Genomic DNA, 19,435 nt, shown 5'->3' with positions numbered 1-19,435 from the left:
AAAGTAGAGTGAGAAAGGCTGCGACACTCAGTGTCGCGTCTTATCCTTCCATGACAGTCAGATGCCAGTCCGGTCTGACTTTGTCTTCTGGCGGCTGAATCCATAAAGGTGTTGCGTTGGGCAGCCGGACATTTGCAGGCAGGCTCATGGCGGCCCGCAGCGCGCGGAATAACGCCCCGTGAGCAACAATCAGAGGAATTCCCCCGGCGTCCGTCGCCCGGTTGACAGCCGCGATAGCCCGCGACCGCAGGTCCGCAAACGGTTCCGCGCCGTCTGGCGTGTAGTCTCCGGCAATCCAGCTATCGTACCAGTCTCCCATAGGCTGGCCTTCCTGCTCACCAAAGCAGACTTCTTCCAGCCCGGTATCCGTGGTGAGCGGCAGAAGAGCATGCCCCTGCGCAACCAGCCCCTGCTGGACAATGGTTGCTGTTTTGAAAGCACGGTCCAGAGGGGAGCTGACAATATGCGTGATCGGCGCATGTGTCTGAATGGCGTCCTGAAACAGCTTTGCCGCCGCATCCGCCTGAGCAATGCCTGTGGCATTCAGGGGCACGTTGGTGCGCCCCTGAGACAGGCCGTCCCGATTCCAGTCGGTCTGGCCGTGGCGAAGATACCAGTAAGAGCGGTGGGAAAGCTGTGCCATGGATCTCAATCAAACAGGGAGGAGACGGAACTTTCATCAGCGACAGCCCGCATGGCCTGCGCCAGCAGCTTGGAAATGGTCACCTGCCGGATGTTGTGCGCTGCCTCAACACTTTCAGTGGCCATGATGCTGTCCGTCAAGGTCAGCATTTCAATCGGGGAGTTGCCGACACGCTCCACGGCCTTGCCGGTCAGCACGCCGTGCGTCACGTAAGCCCCGACGGACGCCGCACCATTATCCGCAATTGCCTGCGCGGCATTGCACAGGGAGCCACCGCTATCAACAATATCATCCACCAGCAGACAGTGGCGGCCACGGACATCCCCGATCACGTTCATGACTTCAGACACACCGGCGCGTTCACGCCGTTTGTCGATGATTGCCAGATCGGTATTCAGGCGCTGGGCAAGCTGGCGGGCACGCACCACACCGCCCACATCCGGGGAGACGATCATCAGATCCCGATCCCCGTAGCGGGTGCGGATATCACGCGTAAATAGCGGAGCGGCGTAGAGGTTATCCACCGGAATATCAAAGAAGCCCTGAATCTGCATGGCGTGCAGGTCCAGCGTCAGCACGCGGTTAGCCCCGGCCTCCACCAGCAGATTGGCAACCAGCTTGGCGCTGATTGGCGTGCGGGGGCCGGACTTACGGTCCTGCCGCGCATAGCCGAAATACGGGATGACCGCCGTGATTCGCCGGGCGGACCCGCGCCGCAGCGCGTCCAGCATCACCAGCAGTTCCATCAGGTTGTCATTTGTCGGCGTGCAGGTGCTCTGGATGACGAATACATCCTCGCCACGCACATTTTCATGAATTTCGACAAAGACTTCCATATCCGCAAAGCGGCGGACAGTCACATCACACAGCGGCAGAGACAGTTCCGCGGCAACGGCTCTGGCCAGCGGCAGATTGCTGTTACAGGCGACAATCTTCATAATAAGGAGGCTTCCCGGCTTTTCTACGTTAGGATGAGTAGCGACAGCGGGGCCGGGTTTAGCAACCACAAAGCCTGTTGTCATCCATGAGAGATGCGACACAGGTCAGACAAATGCTCAGCGTGGCAAAAAAGCACGCTCTGAGCATCCCCTTCCCACCCGGCCTCTTGCACACAGGGCCTCTGTTCTCTATCGCCATAAAGTATCATGGACAGCATGCAGACCACCCCGGTAACCGGCCATTCCCCTTCCGCCAGCACACCCGCGCCGGTGCTCACTCTGCTGCCGGAAAAAGGTGCGTCCTACATCCGGCATGCATGGGCAGACTTCCGCGCCGGGATGAAGCTGGCCCGGCTGGGCACCACACTGGGCTGGCTGGATATCAAGCTGCGCTACCGCGGCTCCATTCTTGGCCCGTTCTGGCTGACGGCCTCAACCGCCGTCATGGTTGCCGCGATGGGCGTGCTGTATGCTTATCTGATGAATATGGATGTGCATAAATATCTGCCCTTCCTGACGCTCTCTCTGGTTCTGTGGGGGTTTGTGGGCAGTACGCTTCAGGATGGCTGCACAACCTTTACATCGGCTGCCAGCCTGATCCATTCCGCCCGGATGCCTTACAGTCTGCATGTCCTGCGCGCCACGGTGCGCAATTTACTGACTCTGGCGCACAATATTCCGGTGGTGCTGGTTGTTTTTGTGCTGTTCCGTGTTGTTCCAACATGGTCATGGACGATGCCCGCGGCCTGTGCGCTGTGGATTTTTGACAGCTTTATGGCCACGCTGCTGCTTGGGATTCTGGGGGCCCGCTTCCGGGACGTGCCACCCATTGTCGCCAGTACGCTGCAAATCCTGTTTTTTGTAACCCCCATTCTCTGGGCGCCGGAACTGATGAAAACCGGCCAGAACTGGCTGCTGCTGGACCCGTTTTTCCCGCTGCTGGAAATCCTGCGGACCCCGTTTACGGGTGACATTGTTCAGGCTGCCATCTGGCCGGCAGCCCTTGCCTGGTCTGCCGGGTTGACCGTGCTGACCTTCGCGCTGTTTGCCCGCATGCGGGCCCGTCTGGCCTATTGGGTGTAACGCATGGTTGGTATTACGGTCCGTGATCTGGAAATTTCTTTCCCGCTTTATCACGGCAACGCCCGCAGCCTGAAAAAGACCCTCCGCAACTCGCTGAGCGGCCGGTTTACACATGATGAACGGGACCGTGTGGTGGTGCAGGCGCTCCGGGATGTCAGTTTTACGCTCAACCCCGGAGACAGGCTGGGGCTGGTCGGTGGGAATGGCGCGGGCAAGACCACGCTGTTACGCGCGCTGGCCGGGATTTATGAACCGGTGGGCGGCAGCGTGACGGTTACCGGACATATTGGCACGCTGCTTGACCCCTCGCTAGGGATGAACATGGAACTGACAGGCCGCGAGAATATCCGCCTGCGCGGCATGTTCGCTGGCCTTTCCCCGGCCGCCATCCGGGCGGTGGAAGACGATGTGGAAGCCTTTGCCGGGCTTGGCTCCTTTCTGGACCTGCCGGTGCAGACATACAGTTCCGGCATGACCGTCCGGCTCTCTTTTGGTCTGGCAACAGCCATCATGCCCGATGTGCTGCTGATGGATGAATGGTTTATGGCGGGGGATGCCTCCTTCCGCCAGCGTGCCCGCAAGCGGCTGGAAACACTGGTCTCCAAGGCGGATATTCTGGTGCTGTCCAGCCACATGGCCGATATTATGGCGGACTGGTGCAACCGGCTGATCTGGCTGGAAAACGGGCAGATCCGGATGGACGGCTCCACCCGTGAGGTTCTGGAAGCCTATCTGGGCCGCCCGCTGGAAGAGCCGGAGAAAGACGCAGCCAGCCCGGACGCCCTGCCGGACCTTATTCAGCCGGCGCCGGATGCTGCCGAACCGGTAATTCTCCCCTGAAGGTCTCCCGCCCACACTCTGCCGTGCGCTCCCGGCAGGCAGGGCATTCAGCTTTCCCCATTCGCACCGCGTATCGGGCGTGACATACTGCCCGGCATCGCGCCGGATTGAGACGATACGGCCCCCGCACGCAGAACGGAGCATTTATGACCCGACAACCTCCGCCCCGCAGACAAAAAGCCTGTTTTACAACCGGCAGTATCATGCGGCATGTGGTTGTCATGGCGGGCACGGGGGCCATCGGCCTGATGGCCGTTTTTGCGGTCGACATGCTCAATATGGTCTATATCGGACACCTGAATGACCCGGCTCTGACAGCCGCCATCGGGTTTGCGGGCGCTGTGCTTGGCCTCCAGATTGCCGTCTCCATCGGGATGACCATTGGTCTGAGTGCCGCCACAGCGCGTGAAATTGGAGCGGGGCGGCATGAGGAAGCACGGCATATTGCTTCTTCTTCTCTTGTTGTGACCGTCGTCGTCGCGCTGTTGCTGGGGCTTATAACGTCTCTCGCCGCGCATCCTGTGCTGCATCTGTTTGGAGCACGCGGGCCTGCGCTGGACCATGCCACGACCTATCTGCACGTTGTCAGCCCGTTTTTACCGCTGATCTGCATCGGGATGGGCGCGGCCTCCCTGATGCGCGCTGTGGGCGATGCCAGAGGCTCCATGAACATTACGCTGCTGGGGGCCGTTGTCGCCGCAGTGCTGGACCCGCTGATGATTTTCGGCCTGCATGAAGGGCTGACGGGGGCTGCCATCAGCACCGTGCTTTCCCGCTGTGTGGTGGCGGCCGCAGGCCTGCGCGGAGCGTTACGGCATGACATGATTGCCCGGCCGGTGGCCGCCCGGATTCTGACTGATGCGAAGCGCGTGGCCGATGTCGCCATGCCCGCCATTCTGACCAACCTCGCCACACCTGTTGCCGGGGCATATGTGACCGGCGCCATGGCGGCTTTCGGGCTGGAAGCCGTTGGCGGACAGGCCTCCATCGAGCGCATGGTGCCGGTGCTGTTCTCACTGGTTTTTGCCCTGACCGGCTCCGTCGGCCCCATCATGGCGCAAAATCTGGGAGCCGGGCGATGTGACCGGGTGCGTGAGACGCTGGCCGCAGCCCTCAAGCTTGTCATGCTGAGTGTGGGGTCAACATGGGTCGTGCTGGCGGCCTTACAGGATTACGTGGTGGCCGGGTTCCACGCGCAGGGCGATGCAGCTCTGCTTATTCATCTGTTCTGTTCCTGGACCATTGGGGCTTTCCTGTTTGTCGGCATGCTGTTTGTGGCGAACGCGGCCTTTAACAATCTGGGGTTTCCGCTTTATTCCACTGCCTTCAACTGGGGGCGCGCCACGCTGGGGACTATTCCCTTTGTCTGGTTTGGCAGCCGGTTTGGGCCTGCCGGGGTGCAGCTGGGGCATGCCGCAGGGGGGATTGTTTTTGGATCTCTGGCCGTGATCACCGCGTTCAGAGTCACACGGACACTCAGCGTCCCGTGCCCGGCTGGCAGCACGGCGGGGCCGGGAGAAGTGCCTGTTTCGGATGTTCCGACCATCAGCGCGGAAGCCGCCATGGCGGAACTGGATGAACTGGAAGGCCCCGCCTTTCAGGAAACGGAGAGGAGTGAAGACGATGTCAAAACTGACCACTGAAGAACGCAACGCTCTGCCGGATGATGCTTTTGCCCTGCCCGGCCGCCGCTACCCTATTCCTGACGCAACACATGCGCGCGATGCGCTGGCCCGCGCCAGTGAAATGCTGCACCGCGGCACCCTGACGCAGGAAGAATACGAGACCATTCACACAAAGGCCGAAGAGGTTCTGCGCCGCGAGCGTATGTAAACTGCCTGCTACGGGCCGGAGATACCCTCTGGCCTGAGAGCCCCGAGCGTGGCATCAAGGCCGGATGAACGTCATTTCAGCATCCGGCCTGTTTTTTTATGCTTAATCGCCTTTACGCCCGCGTGTTACGGCACGCAGCCAGCCCGAATGCCCCCTGGTGGCTGATGGCGCTGGCTTTTGCGGAAGCCAGCTTTTTCCCGCTTCCGCCGGAAACGCTGCTGGTGCCTATGGTGCTCTCCCGCCGGGATAAGGCATGGGTTTACGCCGCCCTCTGCACAGTCGGGAGTGTGACAGGCGGGATTCTGGGCTGGATTATCGGTGCTTTTCTGCTCGAGCATCTGGCGCTGCCCATTGTGCATTTTTACCATGCGGAACATACGCTGGCAGCGTTACAGGAAAAATTCCGCCAGTGGGGGGTATGGATTATCCTGTTTAAGGGACTGACCCCCATTCCTTACAAATTCGTCACTATTGCCAGCGGCATGGCACATTTCGCGCTGCTGCCTTTTGTTGCGGCCAGCCTTGTGACCCGTGGCATGCGGTTTTTTCTGGTAGCCGGTCTGTTATGGAAATTTGGCGCACCCATTGAGACTTTTCTGGAGCGCCGCCTGCCGCTGGTGATGGGGGTGTTTGCCGTTCTGCTGGTAGGCGGCGTTCTGGCACTGCGGTATCTGTGACGCCAGACGGCTGCACAGCTGCCGCGCTGTGCTCTGGCTTGCCCGGCAGACGGTTCCGGCGCAAGACAGCATAAAGACCATACTCTACAGACTGAATGCAGGGAGACGATGAGCATGCCAACGCAGATCGCTGTCATTACCGGTGCCGGAGCAGGCATTGGCCGGGCTGCCGCCCGTGCGCTGGGCCGCGCAGGCTTTGACATCGCCCTGCTGGGCCGGAATGAAGACCGGCTGAAGGATGCCGCACAGGAGCTGGCCGCACATTCCATCCGCACGATGGTCATTCCGGTGGATGTCTCTCAGGCGGAGGCCGTGGAGCAGGCCGCCATCCAGATTGAGGCTGAGCTTGGCCCCATTACTGTCTGGGCCAACTGCGCCGGGGCGACCGTAGTCGGGCAGGTTGCGGTGCTCTCTGCCAAAGATATTCAGCGCGCGACGGAAGTCACCTATCTGGGCAGCGTGAACGGCACGCTGGCCGCGCTGAAGCATATGCGCCGCCGCGGACATGGCGCCATTATCAATCTGGACCTCGCACCGTCCCTGCGCGGCCTGCCTTTGCAGGCGGCAGAAAACGGGGCACGCGCCGCCCTGCGCGGTTTTTGTGAAAGCCTGCGCCCGGAACTGCTGCATGATGCGGACCGGATTCGGGTTGTGATGGTGGATCTGCCCGCCATCAACACCCCGCGCTACGGCTGGACCCGGAATCTGACGGGCAAACGCTTAAAACCAGTTGGCCCGGTTTATGAACCGGAAGTGGCAGCAGAAGCAATCTGCCGGGCTGCCTTTACCACCAGCCGCTCCATCTCCATTGGCCCCAGCACCACGTTATCCGCCATCTGGCGTATTCTGGGTCCGGGCTGCCGGGAAGCCCGGCTGGCGGAGCATGGCTATAAGGCCCAGCTTGAAAAAACCTCTGCCGACAAAACCGCTGCGGATGACCTGTTTCACTCCGCGCCCGGTGCCTTTGCCGCCCACGGCGCTTTTGATGAAAAAGCCCGGCGTGTGGACAGCCCCCTCTCCTTTTTTGTGACTTCCAGCGTGCGGGCTGGCCTGTTTGGCGCGGCACTGGCCGCCGGACTGACCGGACTGCTGACCCATATCCGCAACGGCCGCCGCTAAGCAGCCTTACTGGCGCCACAGGTTAGCTTTACCCTCAGCATCCTGTGGTTTTGAAACAGGAGACATATGGGCGTGACCCCTTCTTTTCTGCGTCGTTCCCTGCTGGTAGCGGCTGTCTGCGGCGTGAGCGCTGCTGTCTTTTCACCTCTTTCTGCTCAGGCTGCCACCACGACCCTGCGGGGCAGTGTGACGTATCGGGAACGGATGGCCCTGCCTCCTGCAGTGGTGGAAATCCGCCTGCGGGATGCTTCTCAGACGGGAGAAAACGCCCCGGTTCTGGCCAGAACATCCCTGCGCACAACGCGACAGGTGCCGGTCCCTTTCACCCTGAAGTTTGACCGCGCGCTCCTCAAACCCGGCCAGAGCTACGCGCTGGACGCCACCATTTTTGTGGAAGGCCGCCCATGGTTTACCAGCAGCACGCCCACACCGGTCCCGGCTGGCAAAAAGACTGGCCTGCTGCTGGTGCTTAACCGCGCCTCTGCACAGACCGCCGGAAGCCCCGCAGGAACATGGAAAGCTGAACGGCTGGGGGATGCGCCCGTGGCGGCAGGCAGCAACCCGCCCGTGCTGACTATTGCAGAAGATGGCACCCTCAGCGGTTTTAGCGGTTGCAACCGGGTCCGCAGCAAAGCAACGGTCGATGGTGCACGCATTACTTTCGGCCCGATGCTGACCACCCGCATGGCGTGCCTGCCTCAGGCGATGATGACGGAACAGCTTTTCCTGAAAAATATGGAAGCGACCCGTGGCTGGCATCTTGCTCCGACGGGCGATGTTCTCGCACTGGTCGATGCACAGGACAAGCCGACTGTTGTCTTCCGCCGCCAGCCTGCTGACGCGGATCATGCGGCACCCGGCGTACAGCCATAGCTCCGGCGTCAGGCTCTGAAAGCCTGATGCCGGGAGTGTCTGTTAGTTCAGTTTGCCCCGGGCGGCTTTCTGTTCCAGCCGCAATTGTTCATGCAACTGGAGCGCTTTTTTAAGGCGGTCCGCATCCGGCGGGGCCAGCACCAGCCCGACCGGACCATACGCCGGATGCTGGAACGCCAGCAGAGAACCATCCGTCCGCGCTTCGGGCTGCAAGGCCCAGCGGGTGCGCGTGACCGGGGTAAAGGTCGCCCCCTCAATTGGGGGAATTTCATGATTCGTCATCATGGTCTGACGCAACCGCCCAAGCACTGTAATCAGGCTGGTCACTTCATCCAGTGAAAGCGGCACCTCAACTGTCGGTTCCTCTCCCTGCCCCGGAAGAGTCATCTGAACAGTGGTGTGATCATCAGATAAAGTCAGGTCGATTTTAGAAGACATAAGGCCCCCTTTAGGTCTTTGCGTCACTTTATCAGAAATCTGACCAGAGTGGCCAACCGTTCCTGACTACGGCAGGGGCTGGGCTGGTCAGACCAGCCCGCCACCCCAGACCCACCAGCCGGGTTCCGACTGCGCAAGCCGGGCCGCGGCGGCCTGCGCACTCCGCACGGATGGGAAAAGCCCGAAGCAGGTTGCCCCGGACCCGCTCATGCGGGACAGCAGGCACTCCGGCAGCGCTGCAATGGCTGACACAACGGTTTGAACCGGCGGGCAGACCACACAGGCCGGGGCTTCCAGACTATTATCCAGCTCTGCCAGATCCGCCACCATTGTTGCCGCATCCGGCCAGCGGGCGGGAAGAGCCGCACGCGGCAGAAACGCGCCATCCCGCTTACGGAACACATCCGGCGTGGAGACAGCCTGCCCGCAATTGACCAGAACCATCCCGCAGTCCGGCAGAGCGGGCGCGGCACTCAGAACCTCGCCAATCCCTTCCATCCGCGCACTCTGGCTGGCCAGACAGACCGGGACATCGGCACCCAGCTTTTCAGCAATGTCCAAAAGTGTGGCGTGACCCACCTGTGCAGACCATGCCCGGTTAAGCAGACGCAGCGCCGCCGCCGCATCCGCCGAACCGCCCCCAATGCCGGACGCGACCGGCAGATCCTTTTCCAGCACCAGACGCCCGCCTTGTATCCGGGCCTCCGGCCCGCAGGCGGCTTCCAGTGCGGCGGCGGCTTTCATCACCAGATTATCCGGCCCCGCCGCATCACTCAGGGCCGCGCCAAAACGCCCGGCCAGCACCAGATGCAGGGCTTCCGGCCCCGGCTCATACCGCAGCGTATCCCCGGCTCCGGCAAACACCACCAGACTGTCCAGCAGATGATACCCATCGGGCCGCTTGCCGGTTACGTGCAGGTAGAGGTTTATCTTGGCCGGAGCGGCTTCGGTCAGGGTCTGGGTCATGGGGTCCATCGTGGCTGATGTCACGGCGTGTGCTTTCCTCCGGTGGGTGCAGGGCCGCTCTCAGCCGGAGGGGCGCTCTGCGGTGTCGCTTTTATCACTCCGGCCGCCACAGCGCGGGCCAGAGCCGCCCGGATCAGGGCTTCATCCGCAGGTTCCGGATGCAGGCCAAGGGCAACATTCCACTGGTCCACGGCCTCCGTCCTGCGTCCGGCGCGCCAGTAAGCCTCACCCAGATGGTAATTGACCTCCGGGTCTTCCGGCGTCTGCTCGGCCGCATGTTCCAGCAGGGCCGTACCCCCTGCCAGATCACCCAGTTCAACCTGCACCCAGCCCAGACTATCGCGGATGGCCGCGTCCTTCGGGTCCAGATCTGCCGCCCTGCGCAGCAGAGCCGCCGCCTCGGTCAGATTCTCTTTCCGCTCGACCATGGAATAGCCGAGGAAGTTCAGCAGCAGCGGTTCATCCGGCGCCAGCTTGAGCGCCTGTTGCAGGTCCGCCTTGGCACGCGGCCAGTCCCCGGATTCGTGATACGCCACGGCCCGCAGGAACAGGAGGGACCAGTCCAGCGTCTTGCTGGCGGTTGCCTGCGTCACGGCCTGATTGTAGGCCGCAATTGCGCCTTTCCAGTCCTTTCGGGCGGAGAGCGTATTGCCAAGCGCCCGCACGGCGAGCCCCTGCCCGCCTGTATCCTGCACCAGATGAGTCAGGATAATCTGGGCTTCATCCAGATGCCCGGTGGAGCCATCCACCAGCGCGAGCCGAAAAGCCGCCACGGGATAAAGCGGGTCTGTCTGCGGGATACGCAGCAGCGTTTCCCGCGCGGCGGTCTGATGCCCTTCCGCATCCTGAATTTCTGACAGCATCAGCCGGGCTTCCGCCAGATGCGGGTCCAGCCCCAGTGCAAAGCCCAGCATCAGGCGAGAGGCTTCATCAAACTGGTGGTCCGTCGGGCCGGGGCGGTCAGCCTGCCCCTGCTGGCGGCCCTGCTGCCGCAGCAGGAAAGCCGTCAGCACATAAGCGCGGGCAATCCCGGCCTGCGCCGAAGTCACCGGGGCGTGGCCGATAGTAGCCTGTAACTGCGCTCCGGCGAGCGCCAGCACCGGGTCCGCCTGTATCATACCGCGTATGAGGGAGCGCGCCTTATCCTGCTGGCCCTGAGACCACAGCCATGCCGCCTGTGAGCGTGTGAGCAGCAGGTCATACCCCGGCATGATTTTGGCCGCCTGCGCAAACAGTTCCCCTGCTTTGGCGGCTTGCCCGGTCGTCTGGGCGATCATGGCGGCGTGCAGCGTATAAAACGGCACCAGCACAGACCCCTGAATATGCGTCAGAGACGCAATGGCCTCGTCCGCGTGCCCCTGCCCCTGCTGGCACCATGCCTGAAGCAGTGGCAGAATCAGATGCGCCATCGGGTCTGCCCCGGCCTGCTGGTAAAAACGGGAGGCCTCCGCCCAGTTAGCGCGGGTCACAGCATCATTCCCCAGCACAAGGGAGGAAATGATGCTCTGCCCTTCCGGCTGCCGGGCTGTCAGACGCGCCAGAGGCACGGCCTCCGGGTCTCCGGCCAGTACGCTGCGGATAAAAGCCTGCTTCAGAAGGTCTTTATTAGTCGGGTCCGCTGCGGCCGCGGCCCGAAAGGCACGGGCTGCATCCAGATCATCCCCTTTATGGGTCGCCACCACAGCCGTCAGAAAGGCACCCGAATCGACATGACCGAGGCTCTCCCCGGCCTCATTTTTTGTCTGAAGCGGATGGTCCGGTGCTTTTTCCGGCACGGGGGTCTGGCTGGTTTCCGCCCCTTTGGACACGGCGGCAGAAGCGCAGGGGGTCAGAACCGAAGCCGAGAGCAGCAGGAAAACCGTAGGCAGAAGGCGACAAAACAGCATAATGACCCTATCCAGGAGCGGCAGAGGCCCTAACAGGCCATTGGATACGCCCCGTTCCGTCAAAGACTGGGGAGACATGACATGAACGGCGGATACTTCTCTACCCTGCCCGCGGCCAACCGCCAAACCGGCACCTCAGTTTTCTGGCAGTTTATCTGATGGACGCGGCTCTGTCTCTTCTGCGCCTGTATGGGGAATGGGGCGTGGATACCGTGGTGGGCGACTCCCCGGTGGACCAGCGGCTCGCCCTCTCTGCAAAAATGCGCTTCCCCTGGGAAGAACCAGCCCTGCGACGTATGCCGGATGGGCATCTGGCGGGGGTTCAGAGCCGTGCGGCACCCGCTGCCCCGCCTGTTTCCGGGCAGACGGCCCCTCCGGCCAAAGTCGCGGGCCGTCACCCGGCACCCGGCGCGACCAGCGGCCCCGCTTTGCTGGCGGAAACGGTCGCGCAGGCCCAGAGTCTGACGGCAGCGGCCATGACGCCCGAGGCCCTCAGGCTGGCTATGGACGGCTTCTCCGCATGTGCCTTGCGCACAACAGCCATGCACACCCTATTCCCCACCGGGCCGATTCAGGCTCCGCTTATGATTATCGGGGAAGCGCCCGATGCGGATGAAGACCGCAGCGGTACGGTGTTTTCCGGCCTGTGCGGTGAGCTGCTGGCCCAGATGCTGGCCCCACTGGGGCTGGACCGCCAGACCCTGCTGCTGGCCACGGCCCTGCCCTGGCGGCCGCCGGGTGGACGCGCCCCGACCGAGGCCGAACTCAAGCTGTGCCGCCCCTTTCTGGAGCGCGCCATCGCCCTTTTTGCCCCGCAGCGTCTGCTGCTGTGCGGGCGGCTTCCGGCCCGGATGCTGCTGGATGCCAGCAGCCCCATGCCACGCCGGAGCTGGGGGCCTGCCAGCCTCTCCGGTTTGGCCTCCCCGCTCCCCACGCTTGTCATGCGGCACCCGCTCCAGTTGCGGGCCAGTGCGACGGCCCGCAAGGAAATCTGGCAGGACCTGATGCTTGTTGCACAAACGCTACGGGGCAACCCCTGAATCCACTCCGGAGCAAGAGGAACAGCGGGGCGGCTCAATAATAAAACCGCCTCTATTCAGACTCTGATTTCCTTATGTAACACAAGTAGTTCCCACGCTATTGGCTGGCTATTCACAGTGGCGTTTTCCCGTTTTCTCAAGCACACCTGCTGAGTGCTTACACAGAGTAAACTTGCTTTTTGGCGCAGAACCTCATAGACCCCGCCAGCCATGCGAGCGATAGGACAGATCCCTCATCAAATCGCGGCAAAGGCCTTTATGGCCGGAGCCGCCCTTTTGGCCGGTGCTTCCGTCGTAGCGACGAAAGCCTATGCCAAGCTCCCCGGGACGGGGCAGGACACGCAAAGCGAAGAGCTTGCGATGGTCATGCCACGACAGGCGTTTCCGGAAGGGGATGACATTCCTCTTCCAAAGCCGCTCTCCCCGGAAATCAGCACGCAGATCAAATCCATCTTCCGGCTCCAGCGGCAAGGCGCCTTTGCGGAGGCCATCACCAGCACAACGCGGCTGACAGATGCCACGCTGCTGGGGGATATTGAGGCCGACCGCTATCTGAACCCCGCCTACCATCCGGGTGCCACGGAACTGCGGGCCTGGCTGAAAAAATATGTCTCCTACGCGGATGCAGCAGCCATCTGGGCGCGTCTGTCCGCCCTGCCGCAGCGCGGCGGGCCCCTGCCGCCGGTCCCGGTTTCCACGCATCTGGCACCAGACCATGCCAGCATCCCCGCTGACCCGCTGACGCAGGACTTTACCCGCAACCCCCTGCTGGACCGCACCTTGCGGGAACGCACGGGCTGGGGCCTGAAGGGCGTCCACAGCGCCCTGCATCTGATTACCGCCACACCGGGCATGACGCCCGCCTACGCCGCCCAGCTTCAGGCGGAAACCGCTCAGGCCATGCTGAACGCCGGGGAGACAGATGTCGCGCTGGAAATCAGTCAGGCGGCGGTAGAAGGCTCCCGCACTAAAAATGCTCTGGCAGGCTACGTCGCCGGACTGGCCCTGTGGCAGCAGGAGCATTATGAGCAGGCTGCGCCGTACTTTGAAAAAGCGTCCCACGCCGCCACAGCCACGCCGGAAATCCGCGCGGCCTGTGCATTCTGGGCCGCCCGCGCGCATGAAAAGCAGGGGCAGGACCATGCCCGGCATACCTGGCTCCAGCATGCCGCAGCCTTCCCCACCACGTTTTACGGATTGCTGGCAGCCCGCATCCTGCACCCTGCAACGGGTGTACATGAGCGCGTGCGCAAGGTCAGCTTCTCGCCGCTGGAACCGTCTGGCAACACGCCCTCCGCACAGGTTCTGACAGAAATTGATATTGAAGCCGTGGGGGCGACCGATATCGGGCGGCGCGTCTTTGCCCTGCTTCAGGTAGGTGAGCAGGAACGGGCGGAAAACACCATCCGCCGGGCATGGCCGGACCTGCATGACGTCACCCTTGCCCGCTCCTTCCAGCTTGTTGCGGATGCCGCAGGTTTGCATGACCTGTCAGCCGAAATGGCCGACGCCCTTCAGACCCGGGCCTCCACACAAGGTGCGGAACAGAAAAACCTGCCCCTCCCTCTGCTGAAGCCCCGCCACGGCTTTATTATGGACCCCGCGCTGGTCTACGCGCTGACGCGGCTGGAATCGAATTTTGACCCGCAGGCTGTCTCCGGAGCCGGGGCGCATGGCCTGATGCAGATCCGCCCCCTGACGGCTGATTTTGTCACCAGCCCGCCCAACACCCTGAACCACCGGTTTGAAAACGAGACCAACGCTCTGCATGACCCCAGCCTGAATCTGGAAATCGGGCAGCGTTATGTGCAGTATCTGGCAGACCTGACACGCCATAACCCCCACACCCCGCTGCGCGGCGGGGATATGATCCGCCTGCTGGCAAGCTATAATGCTGGCCCCACAGCACTGGCACGGTGGGAGAAAGCTGCGTCTTCCTCAGATGATCCGCTGCTGTTTATGGAACTGATCCCCAACACGGAAACGCGGGATTACGTCCACCGGGCCCTGTCCTATCTGTGGATTTATGCCGCCAAGCTGAAGTTACCGACCCCGTCGCTCGCAACACTGGCCCGGAATGAATGGCCGGACTTTGCGGATGAACAGGCTCTGGCGCACAGCATCAATACCCGCGTTCTGCACTAGGGCAGACCGCAAGGGATTTCAGCAGGACCGCAGCGCCTGCGTTTCCCGAATAAGGGTGTGGATAAAAGAGAGTTTATCCACCACACCCTGCGTCAGCACAAACGGGTAAAAATCAGGCAGACCCATGGAGCGGTTCAGACTGTTGACCGCATAGGTCAGCGGGAGCCAGGCCTGCATGATTTCATCAAAAGAGGCCTCTGTATACGGGTCCCCATGGCGCGGGGACCAGGACGGCGTTGCCCCTGCCAGAGCCGGATTGATGGAAACGCCATAGGCCCATGCTGTCTCCAGTGTTGAGACAATATGCAGATAATGCGCCCAGGTTTCCGCAAAGTCTTCCCACGGGTGAGACGTGGCATAGACACTGACATGATGGGTCTGCCAGCCAGCCGGAGGCGGGTTGTCATAATAGGTTTGCAGGGCCTGCTGGTAATCAGCGCGGTCATCCCCGAACACCGCGCGGCAGGCATCAAGCCGCCCGGCATCACGCACCAGAACATTCCAGTAATAATGCCCGACCTCATGCCGGAAGTGCCCCAGCAGGGTGCGGTAATGCTCCCCCATTTCCACCCGCATCTGCTCACGGCTGGCATCATCCGCCTCACGCAGGGCAATGGTGATAATCCCGTTATCATGGCCGGTCATAACCGGGGCTGAGCCATCTTCCGGGTCTTCCAGAAAATCGAACATCAGGCCGCCATGCGGGTCTTCCTGCCGGGTTTTGATCGGCAGGTTCAGCCGCAAGAGCGTGTAGAACAAACGATGTTTCGCGGCTTCCAGCTTGCGCCAGCGTTCCAGATTTTCAGGTTTTTCCAGATTAGGAATGGTGCGGTTAAAGCGGCAGGCAAAGCAAAAGGAGGGGTGCCCGGATTCATTGGGCATGGTCATCCAGTTGCACACATCATGCGCATGGTTGGCACAATAGGCCAGTTCCGCCTGCCGGATGCGCGGCTCTAATGGCCGCCACAGATCGCCCCCCGCCGGTTCCAGCGCAGAAAGCACGGAAAGCCCCGGCAGATAGCCAAGTTTATGTTCGCAATGCTCACAGACTGTATTTTCAAAAAACAGAATCTGTTCACAGGACTGACAGGTAAAAAGCCTCATAACCGTCACTCTCTTGCGTCCAGTGCCCCAACGCAAGAAAAACCCGCAGGTCAGACGCTTTCGGGGATCACCAGACGGGCAGTCTGCATGGAGACATCAAACGTCGCGTTGCACTGGTCCAGCAATCCGCTCACGGGAGCAGCCTGTTCCGGGGCCGGTGTTGCGGCCAGAGGCAGATGGCCCTGCGCTGTCAGCAGGCCGGAGGTTGTATCAAACCCCACCCATCCGGCGCCGGGCAGAAAGGCCTCGGCCCAGGCGTGCAGATCACACGTCAGGGTTTCTTCCCCCTCCGCGGTTCTGGTGGATTGCAGCAGATAACCGGAGACAAACCGGGCGGCAAAACCCAGATGCCGCAGTATGGCAATCATCAGCCAGGCACTGTCCCGGCAGGAGCCTGTCTCACGCGCCAGTGTTTCCTCCGGGCTCCAGATCCCCGGTTCCAGCCGCACCTGATAGCCAATGTGCCCTGCCAGCGCACGATTGAGCGCAACCAGCATGTCCAGCGTGTCACACGATGCTTTTTTGACCCAGTCAGCCATAAAGGCGTGCAGATACGGTCCTGCGGCAGGCGTTGCACGATAGGCCGAAAGGGCGGCCTGCTCATCCGGCGAGTAAAGCCCGCTCCGGGGGGCAAACATGGCAGCTCCCGCCTGCTGTTGCTGCGCAGCCTGCTGCTGGCGTTGCAGCAGGGGTGTGGATCCGGCAGGAGAAACAGCGTCCAGCGCAACAGGCGGTGCCCAGTGCCGGGCCTCGGGCGCGAGCGTGAAATCAAATGCATTTCTGGGACTCAGATCAGCCTCAAGCCGCACTGTGATATCAAAATGCGTGACACGCTCAGCAAAGACGACTTCCGCAACCTGATTGCCAAATTCATCCTGCTGCCAGCTTTGCTGGCACTCCGCCGGGTCAACCCGCAGCGCGTAAGCCCGGACAGGCGTTCTTGAGGAACGGGACGGCCGGAGCCGGATGGTCTGCGGGCCAAGAAAAACAGGCCGGTCATACCGGTAGCGGGTCTGATGAGTCAGCAGCACGTGTGAACTCATGCTGGTATGGCCCTGAACACCCTGCGCATGCTGGAAACGCCCTGCTCCTCTCCTGCCACAAAACCGGAAAAAACCGCTTATGGCGTCTGAACGCGCATACGGTATCAGCATTAATCCATCGCAGACCAGCCCCCTGCGCATGATATTCCGATAAAAGAACAAATTTCTGTTTTGCGGCTTGGCAAAGCCCCCAAATCCTGCTCGTGTTAAATCATTAACCGTAACGAACACGGCATGCAGAGGCGCAGGTTTCCTGACCAGCCGGAGTGCCGGACCTCATATCGGGAGTCAGGGTATGAATGACGCGCCACTCCATGCACCCGCTCAGGCAGCCGGTATTTTTGCTGCGTATGATGTTCCGGATTTCTTCTGTGAACTCATGAACCGCAAGGATACTGTTCCTCCCGCTTTACGGGAGGTGCAGAACCGTCTGGCACATTTCAGTCTGGCGGACCTGCGGCACCGCACCAACGCTGCGGAAGCACAGCTTTACCGTCTGGGCATTACCTTTACCGTCTATTCCGACCGCGAAGCGATAGACCGTGTGCTGCCGTTTGATGTTATCCCCCGCGTGATCACCGCTGCGGAATGGGACCATATTGAGCGCGGTGTCCAGCAGCGTGTGCAGGCCATCAACCTGTTCCTGCATGATATTTATCATGAACGCGCCATCCTGCGGGATGGCATTATCCCCGCCGATCTTGTTCTGAAAAACCCGAACTACTGTGAAGCGATGGTCGGGCTGGATGTGCCGGGGGGCGTGTATGTGCATATTAACGGCACAGACCTGATCCGTGATCAGAACGGGCGTTTTCTGATTCTGGAAGATAATGCCCGCACGCCGTCCGGTGTCTCTTACGTCATTGAAAACCGGCATATGATGCTACGGCTCATGCCGGATCTGGCTGCGGGCCTGCCGCTTCGCTCAGTGGAAGAATACGGGCTGAAACTGCACCAGAGCCTGTGCGAGGTCTCACCAAAGGGTGTGCTGAACCCGCAGGTCGTGCTGCTTTCTCCGGGGATTTATAATTCTGCTTATTTTGAGCATGTTTTTCTGGCGCGCGAGATGGGTGTGCCGCTGGTGGAAGGCAAGGATCTGGTGGTGGAAAACCACCGTGTCTACATGCGCACGGTGGCGGGCCTGCGGCCTGTCCATGCTATTTACCGCCGCCTGAATGATGAATTTCTGGACCCTCTGGCTTTCAATCCGGAGAGCATGCTGGGTGTGCCGGGGCTGGTGGAGGCGTACCGCCGGGGCAACGTGACCATTGCCAATGCGCTGGGCACAGGCGTTGCGGATGATAAAGCCGTGTATGCCTATATGCCCCGCATTATCCGCTACTATCTGGATCAGGACCCTATTCTGGACAGTGTGGAAACGCATATCTGCGCGGAGCCGGACGGACTGGCCTACACACTGGCCAATATCGATAAGCTGGTGATCAAACCAGTTGGTGAATCCGGCGGTTATGGTCTGCTGATCGGCCCGCACGCCACGCAGGAAGAACTGGAGGAGTTCCGCCACAGGCTGAAAGACAATCCCGGCAATTATATCAGTCAGCCGGTTGTTAATCTTTCCGTCTGCCCCACCCTCTGCCCGAATGGCGTGGAAGCACGACATGTGGACCTGCGGCCTTTTGCGCTGACAGGCCGCTCCACATGGGTTCTGCCCGGGGGTCTCTCCCGCGTGGCGCTGCGTAAAGGGTCGCTCGTCGTTAATTCGTCACAGGGGGGTGGCTCCAAGGATACGTGGGTGCTGGCATCATGACTGAACTTTCCGCAGGCCTTTTTGAAATGCAACCGGGGCTGAACAATCTGCTTTCCCGCTATGGCGAATGCATGATGTGGCTGGCGCGCTATATGGAGCGCATAGAAAATCTGGCCCGGCTTCTGGAAGTAACCGAAAGCTTTGTGCGCGGGCCGGATGGCCAGCCGGGATGGGATACCATCCTGCAAATCAACTCTGATGAGGATTGTTTTTACACCCGCCATCAGAGCGTCACGGAAGAGGATGTTATTGCCTTTTACGTCACGGAAAAGGAAAACCCGAACTCTATCAAAGCCATGGCGCATGCTGTGCGGGAAAACGCGCGTGCTGTCCGCCCGTTGATTTCAACGGAAATGTGGATGCAGCTTAACGTCTTTACACGCTGGGTGCTGGACCTTCAGCCATCCGATATCCGCATGAACAGCCTGTCCGGCCTGTGCAACCGCCTGAAGCAGGACTGCCAGAGCCATTTTGGCATTACTGAAGGCACACTCTACCGGGATCAGGCGTGGCTGTTTTATCTGCTGGGCAAGTATCTGGAACGCAGTGACCAGATTACCCGCCTGATTGATATCCGCTACCACACCCTCCTGCCGGGGCATGAGCCGGTGGGGTCTGACATTGATATTACGCAGTGGGCCTCCATCCTGCGTTCGGCGGCGGCCTATCATGCCTTCCGCCGCTTACAGCCCGTGACGACAACACCCGCCAATGTTGTTGGCTTTTTGCTGAAAAATGATGCCTTTCCACGCTCTCTGACAACCAGCCTGCGCCTTGTGGACAGCACGCTCAGCACGCTCGCCGGACATGGCAGCCTGCGCCGCCTTTGCGCCCCCATACAGGAACGGGTGGCGGAATTGCGCGTAACCCTTGCAGACCAGACTGTGGACGACATCATCATCCGTGGGCTGCACGAATATATGCAGTGGATTCAAACCCAGATTTCAAAAGCACAGCAGGAGACCGCTCACGCTTTCTGGCCTGTTACCCCGCATGCAGGCACCGTGCAGATCCAGACGCAGCAGTAACCGCAGCAGCG

General features: G+C 61.1%; 18 protein-coding genes. 11 read left to right on the top strand and 7 right to left on the bottom strand.

Translation table 11 applies throughout. The features are described from left to right. Positions 1-40 precede the first annotated feature (40 nt). Complete coding sequence (locus tag KP699_RS11365) at positions 41-643, bottom strand: histidine phosphatase family protein (protein WP_215762695.1); 603 nt, start codon at positions 641-643, stop codon at positions 41-43. A gap of 5 nt (positions 644-648) precedes the next feature. Then, positions 649-1,581 (bottom strand): ribose-phosphate pyrophosphokinase, encoded by a 933-nt coding sequence (locus KP699_RS11360; RefSeq protein WP_025828094.1) that lies wholly within the window; start codon positions 1,579-1,581, stop codon positions 649-651. A gap of 207 nt (positions 1,582-1,788) precedes the next feature. Between KP699_RS11360 and KP699_RS11355 the strand changes: the two genes are divergently transcribed. The 7 genes from KP699_RS11355 (at position 1,789) to KP699_RS11325 (ending at position 8,006) form a co-directional block, all read left to right on the top strand. Continuing rightward, complete coding sequence (locus KP699_RS11355) at positions 1,789-2,664, top strand: ABC transporter permease (protein WP_215762694.1); 876 nt, start codon at positions 1,789-1,791, stop codon at positions 2,662-2,664. 3 nt (positions 2,665-2,667) lie between these two features. Next, positions 2,668-3,504 carry an ABC transporter ATP-binding protein gene (locus KP699_RS11350; protein ID WP_215762693.1) on the top strand — a complete coding sequence of 279 codons (837 nt, stop codon included), beginning with the start codon at positions 2,668-2,670 and terminating at the stop codon, positions 3,502-3,504. Positions 3,505-3,650: 146 nt separating this feature from the next. Further along, complete coding sequence (locus tag KP699_RS11345; protein ID WP_237388796.1) at positions 3,651-5,147, top strand: MATE family efflux transporter; 1,497 nt, start codon at positions 3,651-3,653, stop codon at positions 5,145-5,147. Beyond that, positions 5,128-5,337 carry a hypothetical protein gene (locus KP699_RS11340; RefSeq protein ID WP_077930441.1) on the top strand — a complete coding sequence of 70 codons (210 nt, stop codon included), beginning with the start codon at positions 5,128-5,130 and terminating at the stop codon, positions 5,335-5,337. Before KP699_RS11345 ends, KP699_RS11340 begins: the two co-directional genes overlap by 20 nt. Before the next feature lie 98 nt (positions 5,338-5,435). After that, on the top strand, positions 5,436-6,014 hold the full coding sequence (locus KP699_RS11335; RefSeq protein WP_215762692.1) for a YqaA family protein: 579 nt from the start codon (positions 5,436-5,438) through the stop codon (positions 6,012-6,014). Positions 6,015-6,128: 114 nt separating this feature from the next. Next, complete coding sequence (locus tag KP699_RS11330; RefSeq protein WP_215762691.1) at positions 6,129-7,133, top strand: SDR family oxidoreductase; 1,005 nt, start codon at positions 6,129-6,131, stop codon at positions 7,131-7,133. Positions 7,134-7,205: 72 nt separating this feature from the next. Then, complete coding sequence (locus tag KP699_RS11325) at positions 7,206-8,006, top strand: META domain-containing protein (RefSeq protein ID WP_215762690.1); 801 nt, start codon at positions 7,206-7,208, stop codon at positions 8,004-8,006. Between the two features lie 42 nt (positions 8,007-8,048). Here KP699_RS11325 and KP699_RS11320 read toward each other — a convergent pair whose 3' ends face one another. The 3 genes from KP699_RS11320 to KP699_RS11310 form a co-directional block, all read right to left on the bottom strand. Beyond that, positions 8,049-8,444: a hypothetical protein gene (locus KP699_RS11320; RefSeq protein ID WP_212373504.1), complete on the bottom strand. Its 396-nt coding sequence runs from the start codon at positions 8,442-8,444 to the stop codon at positions 8,049-8,051. A gap of 87 nt (positions 8,445-8,531) precedes the next feature. Continuing rightward, entirely contained in the window at positions 8,532-9,419 is an 888-nt protein-coding gene (locus KP699_RS11315) for a 4-(cytidine 5'-diphospho)-2-C-methyl-D-erythritol kinase (protein WP_215762705.1), read from the bottom strand. Between the two features lie 11 nt (positions 9,420-9,430). Then, a complete protein-coding gene (locus tag KP699_RS11310; RefSeq protein ID WP_215762689.1) occupies positions 9,431-11,296 on the bottom strand; it encodes a tetratricopeptide repeat protein in 1,866 nt (621 codons plus the stop codon). A gap of 158 nt (positions 11,297-11,454) precedes the next feature. Here KP699_RS11310 and KP699_RS11305 point away from each other — a divergent pair, with 158 nt between their 5' ends. Together KP699_RS11305 and KP699_RS11300 are read left to right on the top strand one after the other, a co-directional pair. Continuing rightward, the gene (locus KP699_RS11305; protein ID WP_252346995.1) at positions 11,455-12,336 is read left to right on the top strand and encodes a uracil-DNA glycosylase family protein; all 882 of its coding nucleotides are present in this window, start codon (positions 11,455-11,457) and stop codon (positions 12,334-12,336) included. A gap of 210 nt (positions 12,337-12,546) precedes the next feature. Further along, on the top strand, positions 12,547-14,481 hold the full coding sequence (locus tag KP699_RS11300; RefSeq protein WP_215762688.1) for a lytic transglycosylase domain-containing protein: 1,935 nt from the start codon (positions 12,547-12,549) through the stop codon (positions 14,479-14,481). Between the two features lie 18 nt (positions 14,482-14,499). Here KP699_RS11300 and KP699_RS11295 read toward each other — a convergent pair whose 3' ends face one another. Then, entirely contained in the window at positions 14,500-15,585 is a 1,086-nt protein-coding gene (locus KP699_RS11295; protein WP_215762687.1) for a putative zinc-binding metallopeptidase, read from the bottom strand. A 50-nt stretch (positions 15,586-15,635) separates the two neighbouring features. Further along, positions 15,636-16,628 (bottom strand): transglutaminase family protein, encoded by a 993-nt coding sequence (locus tag KP699_RS11290; RefSeq protein WP_215762686.1) that lies wholly within the window; start codon positions 16,626-16,628, stop codon positions 15,636-15,638. Positions 16,629-16,923: 295 nt separating this feature from the next. On the opposite strand from KP699_RS11290, the gene KP699_RS11285 reads away from it, so the two are divergent. Next, positions 16,924-18,396, top strand: coding sequence for a circularly permuted type 2 ATP-grasp protein (locus tag KP699_RS11285; protein ID WP_215762685.1), 1,473 nt, complete (start codon positions 16,924-16,926; stop codon positions 18,394-18,396). Beyond that, positions 18,378-19,424: an alpha-E domain-containing protein gene (locus tag KP699_RS11280; protein WP_370684620.1), complete on the top strand. Its 1,047-nt coding sequence runs from the start codon at positions 18,378-18,380 to the stop codon at positions 19,422-19,424. Before KP699_RS11285 ends, KP699_RS11280 begins: the two co-directional genes overlap by 19 nt. Positions 19,425-19,435: the final 11 nt, after the last annotated feature.

The organism is Acetobacter sp. P1H12_c (assembly GCF_018811975.1).
Classification (GTDB): Bacteria; Pseudomonadota; Alphaproteobacteria; order Acetobacterales; family Acetobacteraceae; genus Acetobacter; species Acetobacter persici.
Note: the sequence above shows the minus strand (reverse complement) of the source record. Positions and strands in the feature narration are given on the sequence as shown.